This window comes from Ruegeria sp. TASC047 (assembly GCF_059612445.1).
Map to the genome: position 1 here is coordinate 112553 of NZ_JBXWQP010000054.1, position 25424 is coordinate 137976.

A 25424-nucleotide genomic window follows, 5' to 3' on the forward strand; every position below is an offset into this window, starting at 1 on the left:
GTCACGTTCTGTTCACTGGGATGAAATCCGCCAAAATACCTGTTGTTCTCTTGCCAATAGACATGCTGCGGGGCCATTGTTGAGGTGTTCTGAGAAAGAGATGGCGGCCCATGGACCTGACCGGAAAACTGTTGATTGCGATGCCTGGTATGGGGGATCCGCGATTCGACCATTCGGTGGTGTATGTGTGCAGTCATGGTGACGACGGTGCCATGGGTTTGATTGTGAACAAGCCCTCGGACCTGCGGATCAAGACTTTGCTGGGTCAACTGAACATCGCCTGCCGTGTACCGATTGTCGGCGAACGCCTTGTGCATTTCGGTGGGCCGGTCGAGATGTCACGCGGCTTTGTCCTTCACAGCGCTGATTACGAGGCCAACCTGCATTCAATGCAGATTTCCGAGGATTTCAGCATGACGGCGACACTTGATGTGCTCGAGGATTTGGCGTCAGGCACTGGGCCGCTGAACTCGATGCTGGCGCTGGGCTATTCCGGCTGGGGGCCCGGTCAGCTTGAGGATGAAATTGCCATGAACGGCTGGCTAACCACCGAGGCAACGTCGAAACTTGTTTTTGATGTGCCCGATGATGCGAAATGGGAGGCAGCGTTGGCTTCTTTGGGCGTGGACCCGCTGACCCTTTCTGCCAGCGCGGGGCGAGCCTGATCAGCTGTCACGGGGTGCCGCCGCGCGCCGCAGCCGGTCATTGATTGCCGCCCCCAAACCCGTGTCAGGGATCGGAGAAACGGCAATCGGTCGCCCGGTTTCGTTCAGCTGATGCAGAAACGCAAACAGATTTGCCGCCGCTTCGGTCAAGTTGCCAGTGGCGGACAAGTTTAGGTCGCACTCTACCTGCCCAAATCCCAGTAACACCTCGTCACCCTGACGGGTTATGGCATTCAAACGGACCGGAGCGTCCGGCGCATAGTGTGATTGCAACTGGCCGGGGGCGGACAGAAGATCACCGGATTGAAGCAAATGCAGTCGCGTTTTCAGCGTCTCTTCGACCTGCTCCAGCGCGATGCCACCTGGACGCAAAAGTGCAGGTTCCCCAGCCAGGCCGATGATGGTGGATTCAAGCCCGACATCGCACGGCCCGTCATCCAGAACAGCCGCAATCTTGCCGCCAAGACCCGACCAGACATGACTTGCCGTGGTCGGACTGATCTGACCCGACGGGTTTGCCGAAGGCGCCGCAACCGGGCCATCAAATTCGGCCAGCAGCGCGCGCGCTGTCGGATGTGCCGGAACGCGCACGGCCAACGTATCCAAACCTGCCGTCACCAGCGAAGAAATCTCGTGCCCTTCGCGCAAGGGCAAAACCAAGGTAAGCGGACCGGGCCAAAAGGCCTGCGCCAGATGCTCGGCCTGATCTGACCATTGCACATACCGTTGCGCCGCGCCGACCGAAGCGACATGTGCGATCAGCGGATTGAAACTGGGCCGCCCCTTGGCCTCGTAGATCGACGCCACCGCCTGTCCGTTGCGGGCATCGCCGCCCAGGCCATAGACCGTCTCGGTCGGGAAAGCGACCAGAAGGCCCTGTCGCAACATATCTGCAGCCCGCGCGATACCGCCGGGATCCGCCGTCAATTCCTGAGTGCCGGTTGAGATCATAACTGGTGACGCCGCGTTTTGGTTGCTTGAAACATAAGGGACAGTAGGTAATTGATCCAAGCTCATACGCTTACCGGCGCTTGCCCACAATTCCAAGCCTGCCGATATGTTCTGAATTGTTAGCCTTCGAGAGTGATCATGCCCTATCGCACCCCAATTTCAGATTACCAGTTCCTGCTGGACCAAGTGGTCGGGTTCGACCAGGTCGCTGCGACGGATAAATTTGCTGATGCCAGCGGGGATGTGGTCAATGCGATCCTGACCGAAGCTGGAAAGATGTGCGAAGAGGTGATGGCCCCTCTGCAGCGTCCCGGTGATCTGGAACCTGCACGGCTTGAAAATGGAGTGCTGCGAACTTCTCCGGGATATGCAGACGGCTGGAAGGCAATTGCCGAAGGTGGCTGGATCGGGATCAGTGGTAATCCTGAATACGGGGGGATGGGGCTGCCTATGACCATCACCACGGCGGTCAACGAGATGATGAGTGCCGCCTGCCTGTCGCTGCAACTTGCGCCGCTTATGTCTCAGGGTCAGATCGAGGCGTTGGAGCATCACGCCAGCGACGAATTGAAAGCGCTGTATCTGCCTAAGATGATGACGGGGGAATGGTCGGGCACCATGAACCTGACCGAAGCTCAGGCCGGATCGGATGTTGGCGCGCTGTCTGCGAAGGCAGAGCCGAACGGTGACGGGACATATTCGATCACCGGTCAAAAGATCTTCATCTCGTGGGGCGATACCGATTTCACCGAGAATGTCTGCCATCTGGTACTGGCCCGCCTTCCCGATGGGGTGCCCGGCACCAAAGGGATCTCGTTATTCCTTGTCCCCAAATTCTTGCCTGATGAAAATGGTGATCCTGGCGCGGCCAATGATCTGAAAGTGGTTTCGCTGGAACACAAGATGGGCTTGCACGGGTCGCCCACCTGCGTGATGCAATATGACAGAGCCAAAGGCTGGCTGGTGGGCGCCGAACATGGCGGTATGGCGGCCATGTTTACCATGATGAACAATGCGCGCCTGGGCGTGGGCGGACAGGGCGTGGGCGTGGCCGAAGGTGCATATCAGCACGCGGTGGCCTATGCGCTGGAACGGAAACAAGGCAAAACGCCGTCCGGGACGATCATCGATCATGCGGATGTGCGCCGTATGCTTTTGGATATGCGTGCTGATGTTTATGCAGCACGCGCGATCCTGTTGGCCAATGCGGTTGCAATCGATATGGCAGAGGCCACTGGTGACGCCGATTGGGCTGCGCGGGCCGCGCTGTTGACGCCGATCAGCAAGGCGTTTGGTACTCAGACCGGGATGCGTGTGGCTGAAACAGGGGTCCAGGTGCATGGTGGCATGGGATATATTGAGGAAACCGGCGCAGCTCAGTTCTATCGCGATGCGCGTGTCACCGCGATCTACGAGGGCACCAACGGCATTCAGGCGATGGACCTTGTTGCGCGGAAGATGATGGACGGGGGCGAGGCTGCTTCGAACCTGCTGGATGAGATTGAAGACCAGGCTGAACGCGCCCGTGCAACACTGCCTGATCTGGCGGGCCCTGTTTGGGAAGCCACCGAAACGCTGCGCGAGGCGACAGAATGGCTGGTGGCACAGGACGATATGAATAACCGCTTTGCAGGCGCAGTTGCTTATCTGCAGGCTTTTGCCCGAGTGCTGGGCGGGCACTATCACCTGACCGCAGCCCTTGCCGACCCAGAGGGACCGCGGGCGAAACTGGCGCGGTATTATATCAACGCCCTGTTGCCCGAACATACGGGCCTTTTGGCACGGGCACAGAACGGGGCGGATGACCTTTTCGCGCTGAGCACGGACGAGTTTGCAGTTTGATGGACGGGGATCACGTATTGGGGATCAGATATCCGTGGTCTGAACCGCCCGCGCAGGGCGAAGCCACCGAGATTGCCCAAGGTGTTCTCTGGATGCGCCTGCCCCTGCCTATGGCGCTGGACCATGTAAATATCTATGCACTGGACGATGGCGACAGCTGGACCGTGATCGATACGGGGCTGTCCTCGAACAAGACGCGGCGCATCTGGGAAGCGTTGATGGCCGGACCTCTTGCAGGCAAGCCGATCAGGCGGGTGGTGGTGACTCACCACCATCCCGACCATGTTGGCAATGCCGGATGGTTTCAGACGGAACACGGCGCCGAGCTGGTGACAAGCCGCACCTCGTGGCTGTTTGCGCGGATGCTGACGCTGGATGTGCAGGAAACCTGGCCGCAAGAAACGCTGGATTTCTATCGCAGCGCGGGCATGGCATCCGAAGTTTTGAACAAACGGATGGCGGACCGGCCCTTTAATTTTGCCGACACAGTCTATCCCATGCCGCTGGGTTTTACCGGGATCAAGCAGGGTGACGTGATCCGTATGGGCGGACGTGACTGGGACGTTCATATGGGCAATGGCCATGCACCGGAACACGCCACCTTCTGGAGCCGCGATGACAATCTGGTGCTCAGCGGCGATCAGATCTTAAGTTCGATCAGTCCCAATCTGGGTGTCTATGCGACCGAACCCATGGCCGATCCGGTGTCAGGATGGATGGAGGCCTGTAAGAGGCTTCAGGCGCTCGCCCGCCCCGATCATCTGGTTTTAGGCGGGCACAAACTGCCCTTCACGGGTCTGCCGTTGCGTATGAAGCAGCTGATTGACAACCACCATGGCGCGCTGGAACGACTGCTGGATCATCTGGATCAGCCCAAATCTGCTGCTGACTGCTTTATGCCGCTGTTCAAACGTACAATCCGCGAGGGTGAGTATGGCCTTGCGCTGGTCGAGGCGGTTGCACATGTAAATCACCTCTACCACATTAGTGCAGTAACCCGGACGCAACGCGCGGATGGGGCATGGCTGTATCAACGCAAAGGGTAGACGAATGCAGGACCAGATCGAAACCTCGGCCGAGGCCGCAGAAGCCGCAGCTTTGCCAAAGTGTTACGAGGTGCACGCCGATCCCAAAGCCGAATCCGGAAGCAAAAAACTGCCCGAGACGTTGAAAAAACCGGTGGCTAGCAAGAGCCCCGCACAATGGGCATACGAGCGGTTAATCCTGTACATCCAGAATTTCGAACAGGCGCTGGACGGCGATCATGAGGTCGCGATGGGCTTTACCGGCGGCGATGCCGGCGTCATGCGGATCGAAGGGATGGGGTATTTCGACCCCGACATGATCACCTTTTACGGATCCGACGGAACCGGGGCCCGCACGCAATTGGTGCAGCATGTCAGCCAGTTGAACGTGATGTTGCGTGCGCTTCCCAAATCGGTTGAAGACAAGCCAGCCAACCGCATCGGATTCCGCCTGGCTGCAGACCTGAAAGACAGCTGACTTGCAATTCACGTTTGCGCGCCTTTGAATGAATGTATCAGTTCGGAGGTGACCGCGTGAGCAGATATTTCCATGCCGTAACACATGCCTACGCGGGGGCCTGGGCCCGGCGTCGGGTTTTTGTGCCTATCTATATCGCTGTCCGATTGCTGCTTGTGGCGTTGATTGCGCCAGGGGTGGCGCTGGCGGTCAATCTAGCAGTGTCTCTGTCTGACCAGACGGCCTTGACCGATCAGGACATTGCCATGTTCCTGCTGTCTCCGGTCGGGTTTATCTCGTCTGTTGTAGTTCTGAGCTTGTTTCTGCTGGCTGAGGTCCTGGTGTTCTCAGTCATGGCCGGGTCGCTGCGCATGGGCGAACAAGATCCCTGGCGTGCTGGCAGTGCGGCGCTCGCATTGATCCTGTCCCGTTTCCCGGCGTTGTTCGGATTTGCCGTGCGTTTCATCCTGCGTGTCCTGTTGCTTGCCCTGCCATTCGTGGCTGTCGCTGGCTTGATCGCTTGGTGGACGCTGACTGAATACGACATCAACTATTACCTGACCTTCCGCCCCCCCGCCTTCAAGGTGGCGGCTCTTCTGATCGGAGTGGTTGTTCTTGTACTGGCGTGGCTTTTGATCCGCCGCCTGTCCGCCTGGGCGCTGGCCCTGCATTTGGTCCTTTTCGAACGAACTGCGCCCCGAACGGCGTTTGCCCAAAGTGCGCAGAATATGGAAGGCAGGCGCGGGCGGTTGAAGATCGAGCTTGCCCTTTGGCTGGGGATGCGCCTTGTCATTGCCGCTTTGATTGCCGCAGTGGCCAGCCTTTTGTTTACTCTCGTACCCGTACAGGACGGCGGCAACCTCAAGCTGGCCCTGACCTTCAGTTTTGTCGTCGCTGGGCTGTGGTCATTGGCGGGGCTGGTTCTGGCGGCAACGGCGCTGGGCGCGCTGGCCGTCTTGCTGGACGGGTTTTTCGATACAGACGGAAAAAAGATCGCTCACCCAGAGCTCCGGAAAATTCGGGCGCCTGTATTTGTGACAGTGGGCGCATCCCTTGCCGCGTTGGGTATTGGCCTTTGGTCAGGTCAAAGTCTGCTGAAACGTGTGCAGGCCCCGGATCATGCCGAGGTCATTGGCCACCGGGGTGCTGCGGCCTTGCGGCCGGAAAACACGATGGCCTCGGTTCTGAAAGCCATCGAGGACGGCGCGAATTGGGTTGAAATCGATGTTCAGGAATCTGCGGATGACGTGATCATCGTGGCCCATGACAGCGATTTCATGAAGCTGGCGGGTGTTAATCTGAAGGTCTGGGATGCCACAATGGCGGATGTGGCCGATATCGACATCGGCAGCTGGTTCGACCCGGAATACGCCTCGGAACGCACGCCAACTCTGCGTGATGTGCTGGAGGCGGCCAAAGGCAAGTCCAGGGTTCTTATCGAACTGAAATACTATGGCCATGATATCGATCTGGAAAACCGGGTGATCAAACTGGTGGAAGAGTTGGAGATGCAGGACGAGGTCGCCACTATGTCGTTGAAGTACCCGGCTGTCCAAAAGATGAAGAAACTGCGCCCGGACTGGCGTTCGGGTGTATTGGCGGCCACAGCCGTTGGTGATCTGTCGGGGTTGGAGGGCGAGTTTGTCGCCGTTAACGCAGGGATGGCGACGCCGGGCCTGATCCGAAAGGTTCACGATGCCGGCAAGGATATCTATGTCTGGACAGTAAACGATCCGCTGCAGATGTCCAAAATGGCGTCTATGGGTGTCGATGGTCTGATTACTGATCGCCCGGCCATGGCCAATGAGGTTCTGCGCGTGCGCGCTGAAATGGGACCGGCAGAGCGGCTGATGTTGTGGCTGGCCACGGCGTTTGGATTACAGGTCGACACCAAAGCGATGCGCGATGAAAGCCCTTAATCTGTTGCTGTTGTTACTCATCATTCCGCATGTTGCCTTGGCACAGGACTTGATGCGCCGGTTCGAAATGCCTGCCCATCGCGCCTTGATGGACCAGAGCGACGGAGCCGAGCTGCAACCATTTGAAACAGACGGGTGCTCGGGTGGGTTGTCCGCAAGCTGGCGCTGGGTGGCAAAGCAATTCCCGCAGGTTGGTGAACTTTTTGAAGAACATCCACCTTGGGAAAACTGTTGTGTGATCCACGACCGGGCATATCACAATGCTGGCGGCGCGGATTCGGCCGAGGAGAGCTATGACGCGCGTTTGGCGGCGGATAATGCCCTGCATGCCTGTGTTGCGGCGCATGGAGAACAGTATGCCGACGAATATGCGGATCGCTACGATATGGAACCTGATCAGATCCGCTCCATTCATGCGATCACAGCGGATGCCATGTATGGGGCGGTTCGTTTCGGTGGCGGGCCGTGCAGCGGCCTGCCCTGGCGGTGGGGGTTTGGGTATCCCGGATGCTCGGTCCTCAAGTAAGCACGCCCTGCGCGCGAATGACGTGGTGACAGGCGTTTTGTTTTCCATTATCCAACAAGTCAAACACGCGAATTGGGATTCTGAGACTCATGGCTGAATACAAGCACGGCGAAATGAACATCGACGTTCAAACCAAAACTTTCAACGGTTTCATCAAAGCCACCACTTGGTGTGTGGTCGCGATCGCCTTGTTGTGCCTGTTCCTGGCAGTTTTCGCCTCGTAAGCAATTCGGGGGCGGCTTTGCTCAGGATATTGACTGCGTGCCTCGTGGCCGCAACGCTGGCTGGTTGCGCTGCATCACAGCGCTCGCAAGCGGATCAAACTGAAATTACGTCCCGCTCCTATCGCGATCCGGGGCCATCGACCCTGACCTTGTACACGATGATCAGCACCCGAACCGGTTCGGGTGCGCATACGTCGTTGATGATCAGCGGCAGTGAGCGGGTTATTTTCGACCCGGCAGGGTCGTTCCGGGCGGATGTTGTACCGATCAGGAACGATGTGCTGTACGGTATTACCCCGAATGTCGAACGTGCGTATCGCAGCAGCCACGCCCGCGAAACACATTATGCGCGCATCCAGACGATCGAGGTCACTCCGCAACAGGCCGAAATTGCATTGCAACTGGCCAAGCAGATGGGCCCGGTGGCTGGTGCATTCTGTGCGAACTCTACCTCGCAGCTGTTGCAGCAGGTTCCGGGGTTCGAACAGATCACGACCACATTCTATCCGGTCAAACTGTCGGATCAGTTTGGAGCGCTGCAAGGCGTTCAAACGGCGGAATACCGTGAAAACGACGACGCGGACCTGCAAAAGGGACTGGCGTTCAACAATGCGCGCCTGAACCAGCTGGACGCGGCTTCATCCAACTAGATACAATAATGTGTAAAGTGTTGCCGCCCCGGTAAAAATGGCCGCCAGCACGTTCTTGGTTAGAATGCCCACAGACAATGCAACCGCTGCGGCCGACATACGGGGTATATCCGGTTGTCCTTCGGTGGCTGCAGGCCAAACCACCAGCGGCGCGATCAGTGCGGGCAGGATGGCCACGGCTGTATATCGAAGGTGACGTAACAACCAAGGCGGCATCGGGCGATCACCGACGAGACCGATGAAGGTAAAGCGCAAAGCATAGCTGCCCAACGCAAGACCCACGATGATGATCCATATTGTTGTCTGATCGATCTGGTTCATGGCGCGTTCCGCTTTAGCATCAATTCTGCCTGCGCACCGGCCATCATCCCTGTCGCGCCTGCGATCAGCAGGCCCAGATTGAACGGCACACTCACGGTCAGCAGGGCAACGACAATGGCGACCAGGGCGGCGATGACATGGGCCAGCGTACGCATCATTGGCCCAATCATCGCCAGAAAGGTGATCGGCAGGGCAAAGTCCAGCGCCCAACTCTCTGGAATTTGAGCACCCAGCACGGCACCCAGACAGGTTCCCAAAACCCACAGCGGTGTGATCGGTGTGACCGAACCCAGGAAATAGGCCATTCGCTGGGGGATCGTCAGATCAGGCTCTTTTTCGAACTGCGCGATTGAACAGGCGTAAGACTGATCAACGATCAGGTAAGCCGCACATGCTCTCTGCCACAAGGGCGCGGCACCCAGAAACGGCGTCAGTGATGCGGAATACATCGCAACCCGCAGGTTCACTGCCAGGGCCGAGATCAAAACGATGATTGTCGGCGTTTCATCCTGCAGAAGTTGCAGAGCTGTGAACTGCGCCGCGCCTGCAAAAACGGTGATGGAAAAGGCGATGGTCTGCACGATATTCAACCCGGCTTCTGTCGAGAAGACACCGAACAACAGACCAAAAGGCACAGCCACGAAGACAAACGGTGTGCCGTCGCGAAAACCTTTCCAGAAGTATGACTTGGATGTGGCAGAGGCCATGGCTAAATCCTATGGTGACGCCAGCAGCAGTATCGGTCTTGTAAAGGGGTTGCAATTGGTCACCGAAACCGACGTGTCAGACTATGTAATCGCGCCTGATCCGGGCGCGGCCCACCTGACCCGTGCGGTCGAGGGCGTGGACCAGAATGGCGAGGTCAGCCAGATTTCAGTAGTCGAAGAGCGCCCACTGACGATCTTCCTCAACGCGCAGGAAATTGTGACGGCGATGACCATTGGCGACTATCCCGAATACCTGGCGCTGGGTTTTCTGCGAAATCAGGGCATGTTGCTGGCTGATGATGAGATTACCCGTGTCGATTACGATGATGATCTTGAAACCGTTGTTGTCCGCACCGCACGCGCGACTTCGTACGAAGACAAGCTGAAGAAAAAGACACGCACCAGTGGCTGCGCTGTGGGAACGGTGTTCGGGGACATGATGGAGGGCCTTGAGGGCGTTCAACTGCCACAAGTGCAGGTGCGGACCTCATGGCTTTACAAACTGGCGGCCAAGATCAACCGCACCCCGTCGCTTTATCTTGAGGCCGGGGCAATTCATGGGACTGTACTGTGTCGCGAAAACCGCCCGCTGGTTTATATGGAAGACGTGGGTCGCCATAACGCTGTCGACAAGATCGCAGGCTGGATGCTGTCCGAGGGTGCGACGGCAGAGGACAAGATCCTTTACACCACCGGTCGCCTGACATCCGAGATGGTGATCAAAACGGCAATGATGGGCATTCCCGTGTTGGCGTCCCGTTCCGGCTTTACCGCCTGGGGTGTCGAGATCGCGCGTGAGGTCGGCCTTACGCTGATCGGCCGGATGCGCGGACAGCGCTTTGTTTGTCTTTCCGGTGAGGAACGGTTGGTTCGTGATGTGGACCCGTCGACGGTTGTGGCCGAAGACAGGAAACACCGGCGGAAGAGTAGCCAATGAGTGATGAAAACAGAAAACCTCTCGGCGTTATCCTCGCAGGCGGGCAGGCCACCCGGATGGGTGGTGGTGATAAAGGCCTATTGAAGATTGGCGGGCAGACCCTGCTGTCCCATGTCGTTGATCGGTTGTCTCCTCAAGTCGATGGTTTGGCCCTGAACGCAAATGGTGACCCCAAGCGTTTCAGCGATCTGACTCTACCTGTTCTTCCTGACACAATTGAAGGCTTCGCTGGCCCTTTGGCCGGCGTTTTGGCGGGGCTAGATTGGGCGGCAGATCAGGGGGCCGACAGCATCGTAACGGCTGCCGCAGATACACCGTTCTTCCCGCGTGATCTGGTGGCGCGTCTGCAAGAGGCGGCAGCGGGGCAGGTGCATCCTCTGGTCTTGGCCACTACTCCGCGAACGGGTGACGAAGCGCTGAAATCCGGTGGGGGCAGGCGCGTCAACCGGCACCCGACCTTTGGGCTCTGGCCTGTGGCTCTGCGCGATGATCTGCGGGCGGCTCTGACGGACGGGTTGCGCAAGGTCGTGCTGTGGACTGATAAACACGACGGGCGCGAGGCTTTGTTCCAGGCTGACCCGTTTGATCCGTTCTTCAACGTCAATACACCTGACGATTTGGACCGCGCCCGGACATTGTTGGAGCAGGTATGAGAGTCTACGGCGTCACTGGCTGGAAAAACGCAGGCAAAACAGGGCTGATGGAACGGCTGGTGGCCGAGATCACGGGGCGGGGCTTTGCCGTCTCAACCGTCAAGCACGCGCATCACGGCGTCGATGTGGATCAGCCGGGCACGGACAGTCATCGTCACCGCGTTGCTGGCGCCAGCGAGGTGTTGCTTGCGTCGGGGCAGCGCGTCGCCTTGATGCAAGAGCTGCGCGGCGCACCCGAGCCGCCATTGGGCGAACTGCTGGCGCGGCTTTCCCCGGTTGATCTTGTGCTGGTTGAAGGCTTCAAGCGGGAAGGCCACCCAAAGATCGAGGCGTTTCGCGCCGAGGCGGGAAACCCTCTGATCGCGATTGAAAACGATACCGTTCGAGCCGTTGCCAGCGACACGGCGCTGGAACTAGATCGCCCGGTTTTCGACCTGAACGACACAGTCAAGATCGCGGACTTCATATTGGATGAGGTTGGTTTGTGACCCTGTTCCAGACCTTTGCCATGGTGGACTGGTCTGGTGGAAATGACACCGGGCCAACACCGCGCAAAGACGCGATCTGGGTCTGTATTGTGCGTGAAGGGCAGGCACAGGAACCTGAATACCTACGCAACCGGGCGCTTGCCGAGGCGTGGCTGGATGCCCTGATCCGCACCGAACTGAAGGCAGGTCGCCGCCTGTTTCTGGGGTGCGATTTCCCTTTTGGATACCCGAAGGGCTTTGCCCGCGCGATCACCGGAACGGATGACCCCTTGACCTTGTGGGACTGGTTCGAACAGCATGTCGAAGACGGTCCGAAAACGAACAATCGTTTCGACTTGGCAGGCCGGATCAATCGACAATTCGGAGGAAGAGGCCCATTTTGGATGAATGGCCTCGGGCGTGACATTGATGGTTTGCCGAGAACCAAAACGGGCTATTCCAATCCGTTCTCCGACCGTCGTGCGGTTGAAGCCTTGGCAAAAGGCAGCTTCACCTGCTGGCAGATGGCGGGTGCAGGCGCGGTCGGTGGGCAGGTGATGATGGGGCTTCCAGTTCTGAGTAGGCTCCGCCATCGCTTTGCCGGACAAGTCGCGGTCTGGCCGTTCGAGTCGTTGGATAGACCTATCGCCTTTGTGGAAATCTGGCCGTCGCTCACCTTAGGTGCGCCACCGGACGGGCGGATCAAGGATGCTTGGCAAGTCGAACAGGTCGCCTTGACTCTGTCGCGTTTGACAGAGCAGGAGTTGAAAGCGCAATTAGATGTTTCAGCGGCAGAGGAAGGCTGGATATTGGGTGTGACTCAGAAAAAGCCGAACATAGCCCCGCCACCATTGCGCAACGATTGTTTTGCACTGCCAGCGGGTGTGGAGTGGACGCCCGTTGATGACGCCTTGGCCTATTTGCGCGACAGGTTGCATCCGATTACCTCGGTCGAGGTGGTCGCGCTGAATACGGCGAGTGGGCGCATTCTGGCAGAAGATGTGACAGCCCAACGTTCCAACCCGCCGCAGCCGAATACAGCCGTGGATGGGTTCGGGTTCGCTGGCCCGATTTCAGATGGGCCACAGGTCCTGCCGTTGGTCGATGGGCGTGCAGCAGCCGGTATTCCGTTTGAGGGTGACGTTCCTGCGGGCCAGGCATTGCGCGTTCTGACGGGTGCCGCGCTGCCTGACGGAGTGGATACGGTTATTCTGGAAGAGGATGTCACAGTTAAAGACGGGCATATCGCATTCTACGGCCCGCTGAAAAAGGGGGCAAATACCAGGCAAGCGGGCGAGGATGTGGCCGCAGGCGATCTGGCCCTGCCTAAAGGACGCCGATTGACACCGGCTGATCTTGCGCTGCTCACCGCTTTGGGCATTGACGAGGTGAATGTGCGCAAGCCGCTGCGTGTCGCCGTGGTATCGACCGGTGATGAACTGGTCGACGCCGGAGAACGCGCCGAACCGGGTCAGATATTCGACGCCAACCGCCCGATGCTGTTGTCTCTGGTCGAAAGGCTGGGGTTTGTACCTGTGGATATGGGGCGTGTTTCAGATGATCGGGACGCCCTGCGGGAACGGCTGGATCAGGCTGCGGAACAGGTAGAAGTGATACTGACGAGTGGTGGCGCATCTGCTGGTGACGAAGACCACGTGTCTGCCTTGCTGCGCCAGGCGGGGGCGATGCAACACTGGCGGATCGCCTTGAAACCCGGTCGCCCTCTGGCTTTGGGGTTGTGGTCCGGAACACCGGTCTTTGGACTGCCCGGCAATCCCGTTGCCGCTTTGGTCTGCACCTTGATCTTTGCGCGACCGGCGCTGGGCCTGATGTCTGGCGAAGGCTGGATCGAGCCGCAAGGGTTCGAAGTGCCCGCTGCCTTTGAAAAGCGCAAGAAACCGGGCCGCCGCGAATACCTGCGCGCGCGCATACGGGAAGGCCGCGTTGAAGTCTTCAAGTCAGAAGGATCGGGCCGGATCAGCGGGCTCAGCTGGGCCGAAGGGCTGGTCGAAATAGAAGATGGTGCCCGGCATATCCAACCCGGTGATATGGTTCGGTTTATCCCGTATGGCAGTTTTGGGTTGTGAAAATCACGGTCTCACGCGGTTTTTCTGATGCGGAACGCCCACTGGTGGCGACCCTGTTCTGGCAGGCATTTTCGGCGAAACTGAACAAAGTCATGGGTCCGGATGAAAAGGGGCTGGCTTTCTTCGAAACTTCGTTGAACCCGGATTTCGCGCTTGTTGCACGGGACAAGGAAGACCGGATTTTGGGGCTTGCAGGTTTCAAGACACGCGATGGTGCATTGGCCGGAGGCGGAATGTCAGACCTAGCAAAGGTCTATGGCTGGCTTGGGGCCATTTGGCGCGCCCTCATCCTCAGCATTTTGGAGCGCGAACTGAAACCCGGCGTGTTTCAGATGGATGGCATATTTGTGGCCGCGGGCTCGCGTGGCAAAGGGGTTGGTACTGCCTTGCTGGATGCCGTTAGGTGTGAAGCGCGGAAACAAAACATGTCAGTGGTTCAGCTTGACGTTATCGAAACAAACCCCCGCGCCCGCGCTTTATATGAGCGCGAAGGATTTCGGGCTGTGGGTGAAGAAAAAACTGGACCTTTAAGCTACGTGTTTGGTTTCAGCAGCGCGACCAAGATGTCTTGGATCGTTTTGCCTGATTAATCAAACGTCCCGGCTACGCGCCCCAGCAACATGAACGCCCGCGCGGTGCGGGTCTCACCCAACGCGCTCAGTTCTGCATCACTTGCGGTGGGCTCGAACTCGGCCATCATCTTGTCGAAGCGGCGAAGAAAATGGTGGGCGGCGTCGCGGAAAATGGGATCCTGTTTCATCCGTGCAGCTGTCAGCGCCAGCGAAGACCGGTCGCGTACACCCCCCAGCGCGGCGACAGCGCGACCCCGCGCGCCCTGCGCGAACTGACGCCAGATTTCGGGCCGGGCCATGTCAGGGCGCAGGTCGTCCATATAGATGCCTTCCTGGCTGAGCAGTGTAAGAACATCCTGCGAGGCTTGCACGATCTGCGCCGTCTTGCGGTCTTTCAGCGCCACGCGCAGGGCGTTGAACCCTTCGGTGTCATTCTGAGTTTCCGGGAAGTTCAAGGCGCGGATAAAGATATCGGTGCTCAGCGGAGGCGCAATTTCTTCCGCAGATGTGCCCAGTTCAAGCGAGGTTTGAGCACCCGCAACGAGTGGTTTTGCAGGGGCGTAAGGGGGCGTTGTGCGCTTGGTCGAAAATGTTGCCAGCGTGCTTTCGGTTTTTCGCGTCGCGGCTGCTATCTCATCCAGTTTCTTTGCTACCGCAGGTTCGTAGGTGCTGGATGCGCGCTGCTGCTGCGCGACATACGCCTGACGGATCGCATCAATCGCAGTTTGCAGCCGCGCGCTTTCCTCGCGCATCACGCGGCTGGCACGCATGGCAGTGGCGGCGACCCAGATCATCGCCACAGGCATGAAAACGGCCAGAAAGGTGACAACAAAACCACCGCTCTGCGCCTTATCTGGCATCACCAGAAAAACAACCGACACCACCAGCCAAATCAGGCTGAGCACCAATGCGGCAATCTCAATCTCGGTGACAGACGGTGCCTTTGGGCGGTCATAGATGCCCAGCGAAGTCGGTCTTTCAGTTTCCGGGTCAGGTTTGGGCCCCGACATTACATGCGCTCCGGTCAGGCGTACTTGATACTCAGAATTTCATAAGAGCGCACGCCGCCAGGGGTGCGCACCTCGACACTGTCACCTTCGTCCTTGCCGATCAGGGCGCGGGCGATGGGGGATTTGATATTCAAAAGGCCAGCTTCGATATTGGCTTCATATTCACCGACGATCTGCCACGTCTTTTCTTCGTCGGTATCCTCGTCAACCAATGTAACCTTTGCGCCAAACTTGATCGCGCCAGACAGTTTTGCTGGGTCAATTACATCCGCCAGTGACAGGATACCTTCCAGTTCCTTGATGCGACCTTCGATAAACCCCTGCTTTTCGCGGGCTGAATGATATTCGGCGTTTTCTTTCAGGTCGCCAAGTTCGCGCGCCGATGCGATGGCTTCGATGATCGCAGGGCGTTCGACGGATTTGAGGTTCTTCAGCTCAGCTGCGAGTGCGGCATTGCCCGCAGGCGTCATCGGGATCTTTTCCATACTCTCTACGTCCACGCATAAACTGACTCGCCCCGCCGCACAGAAGCGTCGGGGCGAGTCCTAGGTTGACGATTACCTGACCCAAATACCACGTGAATTGCAAGGGGTGTCATCAGTTGCAGCGATCAATTTGCAACATTGCGCCGCCGGGATTGTTTCGGGTGTGGCCTGTGGCGATGGTCCGGTTGCCCGCCCTTGCACCATCGCTTTGAAGGCGTGCAGAGCCACAGCATCTCAATCATATTGAACCACTTCAAACTCGATGCCGTTGTCATCCCTGAAATAGAACCGACGCCCCGGTTCGTAATCGGCATGATTATGGGGTTCGAACCCGGCCTTGCGCACCTTGGCCTCGGTTGCATCGATATCTTCGACCAGAACACCAACATGATTCAGCCCGCCGACGATATCGTAGCTGCTTTCGACCAATGGTTTCGGCGCATCTGGTTTGTAAAGCGCAAGATAGGTGTGGGCCGATCCGACATGCACCGTGTATCCGCCTGATATTGCGGGTCCTTCCCACCGTGTTTTCCAGCCAAAGACCTGCTGCATCCAGGCGGCCGAGGCCTGTGGGTCGCTGACAGTGAAATTGGTATGTTCAAGCGTTGCCATCATGGGATCTCCTTTTTTGGCTTGTTTCGACTCACCGTAATTTCTAAACCTAACTTTAGGTCAAGGTATTTCTTCGAGGGCGACATGGCTGTTTCAGAAGGGTTGGCAATCGGGGCATTGGCCCGACGTACGGGGTTGGCCGTTTCGGCGATCCGGTATTACGAAGCACAGGGTTTGATCGCGCCCTGGCGCAATGCAGGTGGGCAGCGACGTTACCAGCGGGCGGATATCCGGCGGCTGAGTTTTGTCATGATCGCACAGCAGTTTGGCCTGACCTTGCCTGAAATTCGCGAGGTCTTGTCGGGCTTGCCGGGAAAGCGAACACCGACACCACAGGATTGGAAAGCCATAAGCGTGCGGTTGCGCACTCATCTGGACCAGCGAATCGATACCCTGATGCGATTGCGCGACAATCTGGACGGCTGCATCGGGTGTGGGTGCCTCAGCTTGCCGAAATGCAAGCTTTATAACCCCGATGACAGGGCAAAATCCCATGGTAGCGGTCCCAGATACCTGATGGGTGATGCACCAGAGGACTGATGTGTCGAATAGCGCCCTTGTTACGCCGTGTTTCGATTGACCAAAGTCTTACTGACCATGTAATCAGCCGTGAAACAAAATTGCGCAGATCCTGCAGTGACAGCGCCAATTCGGAAAGTAAGCTAGGGAGCCCGCGATGGCCGAGATTGAACGCGAAGCAATGGAATATGACGTGGTGATCGTAGGCGCAGGTCCTGCGGGCCTGTCGGCGGCCATTCGTCTGAAACAGCTGGATGCGGATCTGAACGTTGTCGTTCTGGAAAAGGGCTCGGAAGTGGGCGCTCATATCCTGTCTGGCGCAGTTCTCGATCCCTGCGGGCTGGATGCTTTGATCCCGGATTGGAAGGCTAAGGGTGCTCCGCTGAACGTGCCGGTGCATGAAGACAATTTCTACATGCTGGGCGAGGCAGGTAAAATCCGCATCCCCAACTTCCCGATGCCGCCGCTGATGAACAACCATGGCAACTACATCGTTTCGATGGGCAATGTTTGCCGCTGGATGGCCGAGCAGGCTGAGGAACTGGGCGTGGAAATCTTCCCCGGCATGGCCTGTTCCGAACTGGTTTACGGCGATAACGGTGAAGTCAAAGGCGTAGTGGCCGGTGTCTTTGGTCTGGAAGCGGACGGCTCTTATGGCCCCAATACTGAGCCTGGCATGGAACTGCACGGCAAATACGTCTTCTTGTCGGAAGGTGTGCGCGGCTCACTGTCCAAGGAAGTCATCGCCAAATACGACTTGTCTGCCGGCAAAGAGCCGCAGAAATACGGCGTCGGCATGAAAGAGATCTGGGAGATCGATCCGGCAAAGCACAAGGAAGGTACGGTCACGCACACAATGGGCTGGCCTCTGGGCGGCAACGCAGGCGGCGGGTCGTTCATCTATCATCTTGAAAACAATCAGGTCTATGTCGGCTTTGTGGTTCACCTGAACTACAAAAACCCGCACCTGTACCCCTACATGGAATTCCAGCGCTTCAAGCATCACCCGATGGTGGCCGAGCTGCTGAAAGGCGGCAAGCGCGTGGCTTACGGTGCCCGTGCGATCACCGAAGGCGGCCTTCAATCGATGCCCAAGCTGGTGGCGCCGGGCGTGGCGCTGCTGGGCTGTTCCGCGGGCATGGTCAACGTGCCGCGCATCAAGGGCAACCACAATGCGATGCTGTCGGGTAAGGCCGCGGCTGAGGCTGCTTATGACGCGATCAAGGCTGACCGTTCAGGCGATGAGCTGACCGCTTACGAGGCCGATGTCCGCAATGGCGCAATTGGCAAGGACCTGAAGAAGGTGCGCAACGTCAAGCCGATGTGGTCCAAGTGGGGCATGATCCCTTCGCTGGTGCTGGGTGGTCTGGACATGTGGACCAACACATTGGGCTTTTCGCTCTTTGGTACTCTTGGACATGGCAAGAACGATGCCCAGTCGACCGAGGAAGCCAGCAAGCACAAGCCGATCGATTATCCCAAGCCCGATGGCACGCTGTCCTTTGACCGTCTGACCAACGTGTCCTTTGCGGCAACCAATCACGAGGAAAGCCAGCCCTGCCACCTGCGCCTGACGGACCCGGATATCCCGGTCAAGGTCAACCTGCCCAAGTTCGACGAACCGGCGCAGCGCTATTGCCCGGCAGGCGTGTACGAAATGGTCGAGGATGACAACGGTCCGCGATTCGTCATCAACTTCCAGAACTGCGTTCACTGCAAAACCTGCGACATCAAGGATCCAAGCCAGAATATCACCTGGACCACGCCGCAGGGTGGCGACGGACCAAACTATCCGAACATGTAAGCAAAAAACCGGCAATGGCAGGGTCGTGAAGGCTCTGCCATTGCCTCTTGCCGACCGAAGCCCTAGCTTAACCGTCAGTCAACGATAGTAAGGCAGGATTTCGGTGGTTTCCCTGGTTCGTCGCACGGCATTGTCCGTGCTGCTCATGTCGTCGGTCGCTGTGCCGGCCTTTTCGGATTCGGGTGCCGGTTCATATCTGGCCGGGCGTCAGGCGATCTACGAAAGCGACTATTCTGCGGCGGAAAGATACTACGCCCAGGCTCTCAGGTTTGATCCGGAAAACGCGCTGCTCTTGGAAAGCGTTGTTGTCGCCCGCCTTGCGCTGGGGGAAATTGCCCGTGCTTTGCCTGTTGCAAAGCAGATCGAGGAAGCCAACCTCCCCAGTCAGGCCGCGCGCATGGCGATTTCGGCCAATTTGATTGCTGACGGCAAGTTTGACGAACTTCTGGCGCGTGACCCTGAAACGCAGGGGATCGGTCCTTTGGTTGATGGGCTGATGATCGCATGGGCCCATCTGGGGCAAGGTGAAATGACAAAGGCCATGGAGCAGTTCGATGCCGTGGCCACGCAGGAAGGCCTCAGGGAATTTGCGCTGTATCACAAAGCCATGGCACTGGCCTCTATCGGCGATTTCGAAGGTGCCGAGGTGATTTTTGCGGATAATAACGACGCGGTTGCGCGGTTCTCGCGTCGGGCCGCGCTGGCCCGTACAGAGGTGCTGTCACAGCTGGATCGCAACGAAGACGCCATTCGATTTCTGGACGATGTGTTTGTTTCCGGTAGCGATCCGACCATTGAAGCCTATACCGGCCAATTGACCGCGGGCGAGACGCTTCCGTTCACCCATGCGGGCTCTGCGCTGGATGGCATGGCGGAAATATTCTTTACCGTTGGTGCCGCATTGAACAGCGAGGCTTCGGCTGACTACGTCCTGCTTTACGCGCGACTGGCGAGCTTTCTGCGCCCTGACCACGTGGACGCCATTCTGCTGAGCGCGGAATTGCTGGACAAGCTGCAACAGTATGATCTGGCTGTTGCGGCCTATCGTATGGTCCCGGCAGGCAGCAATGACCACCATGCCGCAGAACTTGGACGGGCCGAAATCCTGGATAAATCCGGAAAAACCGATGCGGCCATTGAAGTTCTGCAAAACCTGGCGCTGCAAAACCCTGATTTGCCCAGCGTGCATGTTTCTCTGGCAGATCTTCAGCGTCGTCAGGAAAACTATGCGGCTGCGGTTGCCTCTTATGACACTGCGATTGCTTTGACGGACAGTCAGGCAGGTGGGAATTGGTTCCTGCACTACGCGCGCGGCATAAGCCACGAGCGGCTGAAGCAGTGGGATCAGGCTGAAACCGATTTCCGCCGGGCGCTGGAGTTGAATCCGGATCAGCCGCAGGTGCTGAACTACTTGGGCTATTCTTTGGTAGAACGGAAAGAAAAGCTGGATGAAGCGCTGGACATGATCCAACGCGCGGTCGAAGCCCGCCCGGATAGCGGCTACATCGTGGATAGTCTGGGTTGGGTTCTGTTCCGTCTGGGTCGTTACGAAGAAGCGGTCGAGCATATGGAGCGCGCGGTCGAGCTGATGCCTGTTGATCCGGTCGTCAATGATCATCTGGGGGATGTCTATTGGGCTGTCGGACGTGCGCGCGAGGCCGAGTTCCAATGGAAGCGGGCGCTGTCCTTTGTTGACCCCGAAGACACAGATGGCGAGGCTGACCCAGATCGTATTCGACGCAAGATCGAGGTCGGACTAAGTGCCGTTCTGGCCGAAGAAGGTGCGGAACCTTTGAAAGTCGCAAATGGAAATTAAGGCGTTTGCGCCCGCTAAGATCAACCTGACCCTGCATGTGACCGGACGTCGTAAGGACGGTTATCACCTGTTGGATTCGTTAGTGGTTTTTGCTGATCTCGGCGATCAGTTGACATTCACACCCGGCCCCGAGCTGACTATGGACGTGAATGGGGAGTTTGCTGAAGGCGTGCCCACCGACAGCCGTAACCTGGTCTGGAAAGCGGCCGAAGGTGTCGGTTGGACCGGGCATATCGACCTGATCAAATCTCTGCCCCACGGAGCAGGTATTGGGGGCGGGTCATCGGATGCGGCCGCCATGCTGAATATGCTGGGCGGTCTGGGCCGTGACATCCCGCCTGACCTGCCGTTGTCACTGGGGGCAGATGTGCCCGTTTGTCTGGAAAGCCGGGCGATCAGAATGCAAGGCATTGGCGATCGTTTGGCGGCGGTGAACTTTCCGAACCTACCCGCCCTGTTGGTCAACCCGAATGTGCCGGTGCCGACAGGAGCCGTTTTCAACGCGCTGGCGTCCCGAGACAATCCGCCGATGCCTGAGCTGGTTCCAGATTTTGAAGACGCTGAAGCCTGTGCCCTGTGGTTGCGTGATCAACGCAATGACTTGCAGGTACCTGCCATGGGCGTTGCACGTGAGATCGAACAGGTTTTGGACGAGTTGAACATGACCAGTCGTGCCCTTGTGACGCGCATGTCGGGGTCAGGATCAACCTGTTTTGCCCTATATCCCACAATGAAAGACGCGCATCTCGCGGCCTATGAGATCGGTGCGGCGCATCCTGACTGGTGGTGCCGCGCGACGCAGCTTAACTAAGGCGCGAGACCACGTAATCGGCCAGTTCGCGCAGCAGGCTGCGAATTTCATGATCGGGCAGAACATCCAAAGATGCCTTTGCCTTGTTCGCCCAGCCTAAAGCGTCCTGCCGGGTTTTTTCCAGCGTTGCGTATTTGTCCATCAAACCCAGCGCATGATCCAGATCACCGTCCTGTTGGCGGCCTTTTTCGATCGTACGCTCCCAGAATGCGCGTTCTTCGGGCGTGGCCTGTGCAACAGCCTTGATGACAGGCAGGGTCAGCTTTCGTTCGCGGAAATCATCGCCCACATTCTTGCCGGTTGTCTTGCTGTCCCCTTGATAGTCCAGCAGATCGTCTGCAATCTGGAATGCGATCCCCAATGCGTCACCATAATCGAACAGGGCCTTGATCTGTTCTTCCGATGCACCGGCGATCACGCCGCCCACCTCGGTCGCAGCTGAAAACAAAGCTGCTGTCTTGCCGCGCACGACCTGTAGGTAAACGCTTTCATCTGTCCGTAGGTCGGTTGCTGCGGTCATTTGCAGCACCTCGCCCTCGGCGATGGTTGCTGAGGCATTGGCCAAGATATCCAGAACCCGCAGCGAACCCGTTTCGACCATCAATTGGAAGCTGCGAGAAAACAGGTAATCACCGACCAGCACACTGGATTTATTGTCCCAAAGTAGATTTGCGGTCGGGCGTCCGCGCCGCTGCGCGCTCTCATCCACAACGTCGTCGTGCAGAAGGGTAGCGGTATGGATGAACTCGACCGTGGCAGCAAGGCGTACATGGTGCTCGCCCGAATAGCCAAACAGCCGCGCCGCTGCCAATGTCAGCATCGGGCGCAGGCGCTTTCCGCCCGCCTCGACGAGATGCTGGGTCACTTCGGGGATACGTGGGGCATGGTCCGACGCCATCCGGGTGCGGATCAACGTATTCACAGCCTCCATTTCACCCGCCAATATATCAGCGAGGCGCTCATGCGGTTTTGAGATCATGCCGACGGTCATCATTCTCCTGATACAAGGCTCGACTTCCGCCCCGCCTTGCCCTTACATCCATCCCCATGAAAGAACTATTGCGCAGTACCGATCCGACGATCCTGGCCTTTGCATCCGCTCTCCTTGAAGGCGAGGATATAGACTGCTTTCAGATGGACGTAAATATGAGCATCCTCGAAGGTGGGATCGGAATCTTTCCCCGCCGACTGATGGTTCGCGCCGAAGACCTGACCCGTGCCGAACGTGTGATGCGCGACAATGAAATTCCGCTTGGCCGATGACCCGGTTTTCCGATAGCGAACTCAGCTGCAATGATTTCTTGGGGGGCAGGGTTCGATTGCTGCAACCTCGGTCGGGTTATCGTGCCGGGGTCGACCCGGTATTGCTTGCCGCATCCGTTCCGGCCAGCGCGGGTCAGTCCGTGTTGGAGCTGGGGTGCGGCGCAGGGGCTGCCATTCTTTGCTTGTCCTCCCGAGTGCCCGGTCTGCACGTGTCAGGTATCGAGCTACAGCCCGCCTATGCGGAATTGGCCCGCAGAAATGCGGAAATCAACCGGATAGAGCTGGAAGTTGTCCAAGCTGATCTGACCGCTATGCCCGAGGCGTTTCGGCAGCGCCAGTTCGATCACGTCATTGCGAATCCGCCCTATTATCGGGCGGGGGCGCATAGCCCTGCAAAGGATGCGGGACGAAGTGTGGCCCTGAGCGAAGACACCCAGTTGGCCGACTGGATTGCAGTGGCTGCCAGACGCCTTGCGCCAAAAGGGTACCTGCACATGATCCAAAAAGCCGATCGACTGCCCGACATGATGGCAGCGTGCCAGGGGTTGCTGGGATCGGTAGAGTTGTTGCCGCTAAGCCCACGGACAGGTCGGGAGGCTGAGCTGATCATTCTGCGCGCCCGCAAAGGAGGGCGTGCGGCATTTCGCCTCCACCCACCTTTGATTGTGCACTCGGGTGAACGTCACGAAAAAGACGGCGAAAGCTATACGGATGCAATTTCGGCCGTGCTCCGGAAGGCCGCTGCCCTGCCCGGGTTTTGACGACGACCGGCAATGTCCAGCCGATTTTGTCGGATTTGTTTCAGATTCTGTGCGTCTGCAGCGTGACAGGGTGGAAACGATGTGATCAACTTCTTACGTGACATTCAGACACGTATAAAAGGAGGATCGCAATGAGCGTGAGCGCACATCTGACAGAACTGAAGAAAAAGCACGAATCTCTCGGTCTAGAAGTAGAACAAGCCCAACGCTCGCCAGGCATCGATGATCTCCACATCGCCCAGCTGAAGAAACAGAAGCTCAAGCTGAAGGAAGAGATCGAGCGACTGTCTGCTTAAGATTTCAAACTGGAACGGGCCGCGATCAAGGCCCCACCGGTAACCAGAAAGGCCGCGATCGCCAGCCCCCAGGATGGGGCAGCGATCCCGGCCATCACCAAAGCAAGTGTCGACAATAGCGGGGCCGCGTAAGATGAGGTCCCGAGCATTTGAATATCACCCTGCTTTACCCCGATATCCCAGACATAAAAGGCCAGTCCAACGGGCCCTAGGCCAAGCGCCAGTACAGAAACCCACCCCAGTGTCGTGTCGGGCAGTACAGTGTCTTCCATTGCCAAGTGCAGCAGACCCGAAGCCATCGCAGCCATCAGACAAAAGACCGCAACCGAACTGGTCGGTGTACCCCCCAATTTGCGCGACAAAACCGAATAGCCTGACCATGTCAGGGCGCAAAGCAGGGCCAATGCATATCCCGGCAGGTGTTGTGCCTGAAAACCGGCGCTCCCGCCTCCGGTGATGATCAAAGCAGCCCCAGCAAAGCCAAGGCATGCCCCGATCAAGTGACCAGTGCGAAGCTGCTCGCCCGGTAGCAGGCCGGAAAACAGAACGATAAGAAGGGGCCAGAGATAGGCAATCAACCCGGCCTCGGCCGCGGGGGCCATACGCAGGGCTGAAAAATACAATGCGTGGTACCCGAACAGACCCAATGAACCGAGCAAGTAGGTCGTCCAGGGGACCAGTTTCAACCCGCTAAACCCACCGGTTGCGGCTGTCCAGATCAACCCAAGCGTACCACCAATCGAAAAGCAGATCGTGTTCAACAGCAATGGCGGTGTGGGTGCAGAGCCGACGGTCAAAAGCGCCAGCAAAGCCCATAAAAGTACGGCCCCAAAGCCGATGGCTGTTGCGCACGTTTTGGTCATGATCCGGAAACCTCTTCGATCGGAATTATGTCGAACTCATCCGAAATATGCGCGGTCTTTTCAATCTCGGTCAGGAACCAATCCCGAAAGGCTGCGATCTGAGGACGTTTCTCGGCCCCCGGAAGGCACAGGAACCGGAACCGGCCCTGCGTTTCCAGCGCGACCTTGAAGGGGGCAACCAGCCGACCCTCGGTCAAGTCCTTGAGGATCATGGCGCGCCGTCCAAGGGCGACACCAACACCGGCGACAGCGGCGTCAATCGCGTGATCTGCGTTGGAAAAATGCGCCCCATGAGTGGGGATGAAGTCGATACCCACAGCGCGGAACCAGGCAGGCCAGTCGCAGGGCGGGGTCAGAAAATTGATCGAATCGTCGTGGATCAACGGTGCGTCGCGCAGGCTGTCTGGCGTGGTGAATTGCTCCGCCAGCTCCGGGGTCATGACCGGGGTCAGCCACTCTTTTCTTACAGGTACGGAATACAGCCCCTCATCGGCGGAATTGCCAAACCGGATGGCAACATCCACATCATCCCGCTCCAGATCCATGTTGCGCAATGTGGCCGAGAATTTCAGGTCGATTTCCGGATGTGCACGGGCGAATTCGTAAAGGCGAGGTGCGAGCCACTTTGCAGTCAGTGCCGGACCTGCGGTGACGGTCAGTCCGGTGTCTTCCTCCTGCCTGCGTACAGCACGCCACGCGCTTTGCAATGTGGCAAAGCCCTCTGCCGCGCCGGGGGCCAGGGCGCGGCCCGCATCGGTCAGTTCCACAGCACGGTTCAGACGGCGGAACAGAGGGCGACCCAGATGCTCCTCAAGCGATTTGATCTGAAAGGACAGGGCCGCTGGCGTCACGTGCAGCTCTTCCGCCGCTTTCGCGAAGGACATGTGCCGGGCCGCGGCATCAAAAGCTCGAAGCGCGGTAAGTGGGGGCAGATAATCACTCATGGTCAAGAAATTATTAACTGAAGGTTCAGGAAACTTCGTTTGTCATGATCATAGGTGACCTTCATATTCACATCAGGTCAAGCAAAACTGAATTGAAAGGCGGCTACCATGATCGAGATGACAACAAATCCCGCCGCCCAAGTGGCGATCCTGCGCGCGCATGAAGAGCGTGGCAAGGTGGTCCGGCAGTTGTGGAATTGGGTATTGGGTTCCCGCTGATCGCAGCGCGCGCGATCT

Annotated in this window: 29 protein-coding genes; 20 read left to right on the top strand and 9 right to left on the bottom strand. The window is 58.0% G+C overall.

Translation table 11 applies throughout. The features are described 5' to 3' along the window. Positions 1 to 110 precede the first annotated feature (110 nt). Positions 111 to 665 carry a YqgE/AlgH family protein gene (locus tag AC2FLO_RS19500; protein ID WP_480483069.1) on the top strand — a complete coding sequence of 185 codons (555 nt, stop codon included), beginning with the start codon at positions 111 to 113 and terminating at the stop codon, positions 663 to 665. On the opposite strand, the gene AC2FLO_RS19505 is transcribed toward AC2FLO_RS19500, so the two are convergent. Further along, positions 666 to 1616, bottom strand: a complete 951-nt coding sequence (locus AC2FLO_RS19505; protein ID WP_496752175.1) for an L-threonylcarbamoyladenylate synthase — start codon at positions 1614 to 1616, stop codon at positions 666 to 668. A gap of 138 nt (positions 1617 to 1754) precedes the next feature. On the opposite strand from AC2FLO_RS19505, the gene AC2FLO_RS19510 reads away from it, so the two are divergent. From AC2FLO_RS19510 to AC2FLO_RS19540, 7 genes are all read left to right on the top strand, one after another. Then, complete coding sequence (locus AC2FLO_RS19510; RefSeq protein WP_496752177.1) at positions 1755 to 3458, top strand: acyl-CoA dehydrogenase; 1704 nt, start codon at positions 1755 to 1757, stop codon at positions 3456 to 3458. Then, on the top strand, positions 3458 to 4504 hold the full coding sequence (locus tag AC2FLO_RS19515; protein WP_496752179.1) for an MBL fold metallo-hydrolase: 1047 nt from the start codon (positions 3458 to 3460) through the stop codon (positions 4502 to 4504). The genes AC2FLO_RS19510 and AC2FLO_RS19515 overlap by 1 nt, the downstream gene beginning before the upstream one ends. A 4-nt stretch (positions 4505 to 4508) precedes the next feature. After that, a complete protein-coding gene (locus tag AC2FLO_RS19520) occupies positions 4509 to 4961 on the top strand; it encodes a DUF6173 family protein (protein WP_496752181.1) in 453 nt (150 codons plus the stop codon). A 56-nt stretch (positions 4962 to 5017) separates the two neighbouring features. Further along, positions 5018 to 6859 (top strand): glycerophosphodiester phosphodiesterase family protein, encoded by a 1842-nt coding sequence (locus tag AC2FLO_RS19525; RefSeq protein ID WP_496752183.1) that lies wholly within the window; start codon positions 5018 to 5020, stop codon positions 6857 to 6859. Further along, entirely contained in the window at positions 6846 to 7385 is a 540-nt protein-coding gene (locus AC2FLO_RS19530) for a hypothetical protein (RefSeq protein ID WP_480585475.1), read from the top strand. The genes AC2FLO_RS19525 and AC2FLO_RS19530 overlap by 14 nt, the downstream gene beginning before the upstream one ends. Positions 7386 to 7474: 89 nt before the next feature. Continuing rightward, positions 7475 to 7609 carry an aa3-type cytochrome c oxidase subunit IV gene (locus AC2FLO_RS19535; RefSeq protein ID WP_267364539.1) on the top strand — a complete coding sequence of 45 codons (135 nt, stop codon included), beginning with the start codon at positions 7475 to 7477 and terminating at the stop codon, positions 7607 to 7609. 17 nt (positions 7610 to 7626) lie between these two features. Further along, the gene (locus tag AC2FLO_RS19540; protein ID WP_496752184.1) at positions 7627 to 8259 is read left to right on the top strand and encodes a hypothetical protein; all 633 of its coding nucleotides are present in this window, start codon (positions 7627 to 7629) and stop codon (positions 8257 to 8259) included. Here the strand turns inward: AC2FLO_RS19540 and AC2FLO_RS19545 are convergent. Beyond that, the gene (locus AC2FLO_RS19545; RefSeq protein WP_496752185.1) at positions 8248 to 8580 is read right to left on the bottom strand and encodes an AzlD domain-containing protein; all 333 of its coding nucleotides are present in this window, start codon (positions 8578 to 8580) and stop codon (positions 8248 to 8250) included. The genes AC2FLO_RS19540 and AC2FLO_RS19545 overlap by 12 nt on opposite strands. Continuing rightward, positions 8577 to 9287, bottom strand: a complete 711-nt coding sequence (locus AC2FLO_RS19550) for an AzlC family ABC transporter permease (protein WP_496752186.1) — start codon at positions 9285 to 9287, stop codon at positions 8577 to 8579. Before AC2FLO_RS19550 ends, AC2FLO_RS19545 begins: the two co-directional genes overlap by 4 nt. On the opposite strand from AC2FLO_RS19550, the gene AC2FLO_RS19555 reads away from it, so the two are divergent. Genes AC2FLO_RS19555 through AC2FLO_RS19575 form a run of 5 tightly spaced genes read left to right on the top strand, consistent with a single transcriptional unit; the run spans position 9286 to position 14021 of the window. Then, the gene (locus AC2FLO_RS19555; RefSeq protein WP_496752188.1) at positions 9286 to 10224 is read left to right on the top strand and encodes a formate dehydrogenase accessory sulfurtransferase FdhD; all 939 of its coding nucleotides are present in this window, start codon (positions 9286 to 9288) and stop codon (positions 10222 to 10224) included. The two genes, AC2FLO_RS19550 and AC2FLO_RS19555, sit on opposite strands and share 2 nt — an antisense overlap. After that, a complete protein-coding gene (mobA, locus tag AC2FLO_RS19560) occupies positions 10221 to 10877 on the top strand; it encodes a molybdenum cofactor guanylyltransferase MobA (RefSeq protein ID WP_496752190.1) in 657 nt (218 codons plus the stop codon). The genes AC2FLO_RS19555 and mobA overlap by 4 nt, the downstream gene beginning before the upstream one ends. Beyond that, positions 10874 to 11365, top strand: coding sequence for a molybdopterin-guanine dinucleotide biosynthesis protein B (mobB, locus tag AC2FLO_RS19565; protein WP_496752191.1), 492 nt, complete (start codon positions 10874 to 10876; stop codon positions 11363 to 11365). Before mobA ends, mobB begins: the two co-directional genes overlap by 4 nt. Beyond that, entirely contained in the window at positions 11362 to 13431 is a 2070-nt protein-coding gene (locus tag AC2FLO_RS19570) for a molybdenum cofactor synthesis domain-containing protein (RefSeq protein ID WP_496752193.1), read from the top strand. The genes mobB and AC2FLO_RS19570 overlap by 4 nt, the downstream gene beginning before the upstream one ends. Continuing rightward, positions 13428 to 14021: a GNAT family N-acetyltransferase gene (locus tag AC2FLO_RS19575; RefSeq protein WP_496752195.1), complete on the top strand. Its 594-nt coding sequence runs from the start codon at positions 13428 to 13430 to the stop codon at positions 14019 to 14021. Before AC2FLO_RS19570 ends, AC2FLO_RS19575 begins: the two co-directional genes overlap by 4 nt. Here AC2FLO_RS19575 and AC2FLO_RS19580 read toward each other — a convergent pair. The 3 genes from AC2FLO_RS19580 to AC2FLO_RS19590 all read right to left on the bottom strand — a co-directional run bounded on the left by AC2FLO_RS19580 (position 14018) and on the right by AC2FLO_RS19590 (position 16113). Next, positions 14018 to 15013: a hypothetical protein gene (locus AC2FLO_RS19580; protein WP_496752197.1), complete on the bottom strand. Its 996-nt coding sequence runs from the start codon at positions 15011 to 15013 to the stop codon at positions 14018 to 14020. The genes AC2FLO_RS19575 and AC2FLO_RS19580 overlap by 4 nt on opposite strands. A gap of 14 nt (positions 15014 to 15027) precedes the next feature. After that, complete coding sequence (gene greA / locus AC2FLO_RS19585) at positions 15028 to 15498, bottom strand: transcription elongation factor GreA (protein WP_209506599.1); 471 nt, start codon at positions 15496 to 15498, stop codon at positions 15028 to 15030. 234 nt (positions 15499 to 15732) lie between these two features. Beyond that, positions 15733 to 16113 carry a VOC family protein gene (locus tag AC2FLO_RS19590; RefSeq protein WP_209598670.1) on the bottom strand — a complete coding sequence of 127 codons (381 nt, stop codon included), beginning with the start codon at positions 16111 to 16113 and terminating at the stop codon, positions 15733 to 15735. Positions 16114 to 16194: 81 nt separating this feature from the next. Here AC2FLO_RS19590 and soxR point away from each other — a divergent pair, with 81 nt between their 5' ends. From soxR to AC2FLO_RS19610, 4 genes are all read left to right on the top strand, one after another. Continuing rightward, a complete protein-coding gene (gene soxR, locus AC2FLO_RS19595) occupies positions 16195 to 16650 on the top strand; it encodes a redox-sensitive transcriptional activator SoxR (protein WP_209598669.1) in 456 nt (151 codons plus the stop codon). A gap of 136 nt (positions 16651 to 16786) precedes the next feature. Continuing rightward, a complete protein-coding gene (locus AC2FLO_RS19600) occupies positions 16787 to 18433 on the top strand; it encodes an electron transfer flavoprotein-ubiquinone oxidoreductase (protein ID WP_480899229.1) in 1647 nt (548 codons plus the stop codon). 145 nt (positions 18434 to 18578) lie between these two features. Then, a complete protein-coding gene (locus tag AC2FLO_RS19605) occupies positions 18579 to 20249 on the top strand; it encodes a tetratricopeptide repeat protein (RefSeq protein WP_496752432.1) in 1671 nt (556 codons plus the stop codon). After that, the gene (locus AC2FLO_RS19610) at positions 20239 to 21060 is read left to right on the top strand and encodes a 4-(cytidine 5'-diphospho)-2-C-methyl-D-erythritol kinase (RefSeq protein WP_496752200.1); all 822 of its coding nucleotides are present in this window, start codon (positions 20239 to 20241) and stop codon (positions 21058 to 21060) included. Before AC2FLO_RS19605 ends, AC2FLO_RS19610 begins: the two co-directional genes overlap by 11 nt. Here the strand turns inward: AC2FLO_RS19610 and AC2FLO_RS19615 are convergent. Continuing rightward, entirely contained in the window at positions 21053 to 22051 is a 999-nt protein-coding gene (locus tag AC2FLO_RS19615; RefSeq protein WP_267363260.1) for a polyprenyl synthetase family protein, read from the bottom strand. The two genes, AC2FLO_RS19610 and AC2FLO_RS19615, sit on opposite strands and share 8 nt — an antisense overlap. Before the next feature lie 56 nt (positions 22052 to 22107). On the opposite strand from AC2FLO_RS19615, the gene AC2FLO_RS19620 reads away from it, so the two are divergent. From AC2FLO_RS19620 to AC2FLO_RS19630, 3 genes are all read left to right on the top strand, one after another. After that, a complete protein-coding gene (locus AC2FLO_RS19620) occupies positions 22108 to 22323 on the top strand; it encodes a putative signal transducing protein (protein ID WP_050604033.1) in 216 nt (71 codons plus the stop codon). After that, complete coding sequence (locus AC2FLO_RS19625; RefSeq protein ID WP_496752202.1) at positions 22320 to 23084, top strand: tRNA1(Val) (adenine(37)-N6)-methyltransferase; 765 nt, start codon at positions 22320 to 22322, stop codon at positions 23082 to 23084. The genes AC2FLO_RS19620 and AC2FLO_RS19625 overlap by 4 nt, the downstream gene beginning before the upstream one ends. A 131-nt stretch (positions 23085 to 23215) precedes the next feature. Beyond that, positions 23216 to 23380, top strand: coding sequence for a YdcH family protein (locus AC2FLO_RS19630; RefSeq protein WP_083445267.1), 165 nt, complete (start codon positions 23216 to 23218; stop codon positions 23378 to 23380). Here AC2FLO_RS19630 and yddG read toward each other — a convergent pair. Both yddG and AC2FLO_RS19640 read right to left on the bottom strand, forming a co-directional pair. Next, on the bottom strand, positions 23377 to 24243 hold the full coding sequence (gene yddG / locus AC2FLO_RS19635) for an aromatic amino acid exporter YddG (protein WP_496804013.1): 867 nt from the start codon (positions 24241 to 24243) through the stop codon (positions 23377 to 23379). The genes AC2FLO_RS19630 and yddG overlap by 4 nt on opposite strands. Beyond that, complete coding sequence (locus AC2FLO_RS19640) at positions 24240 to 25187, bottom strand: transcriptional regulator GcvA (protein ID WP_496752206.1); 948 nt, start codon at positions 25185 to 25187, stop codon at positions 24240 to 24242. Before AC2FLO_RS19640 ends, yddG begins: the two co-directional genes overlap by 4 nt. Positions 25188 to 25424 lie beyond the last annotated feature (237 nt).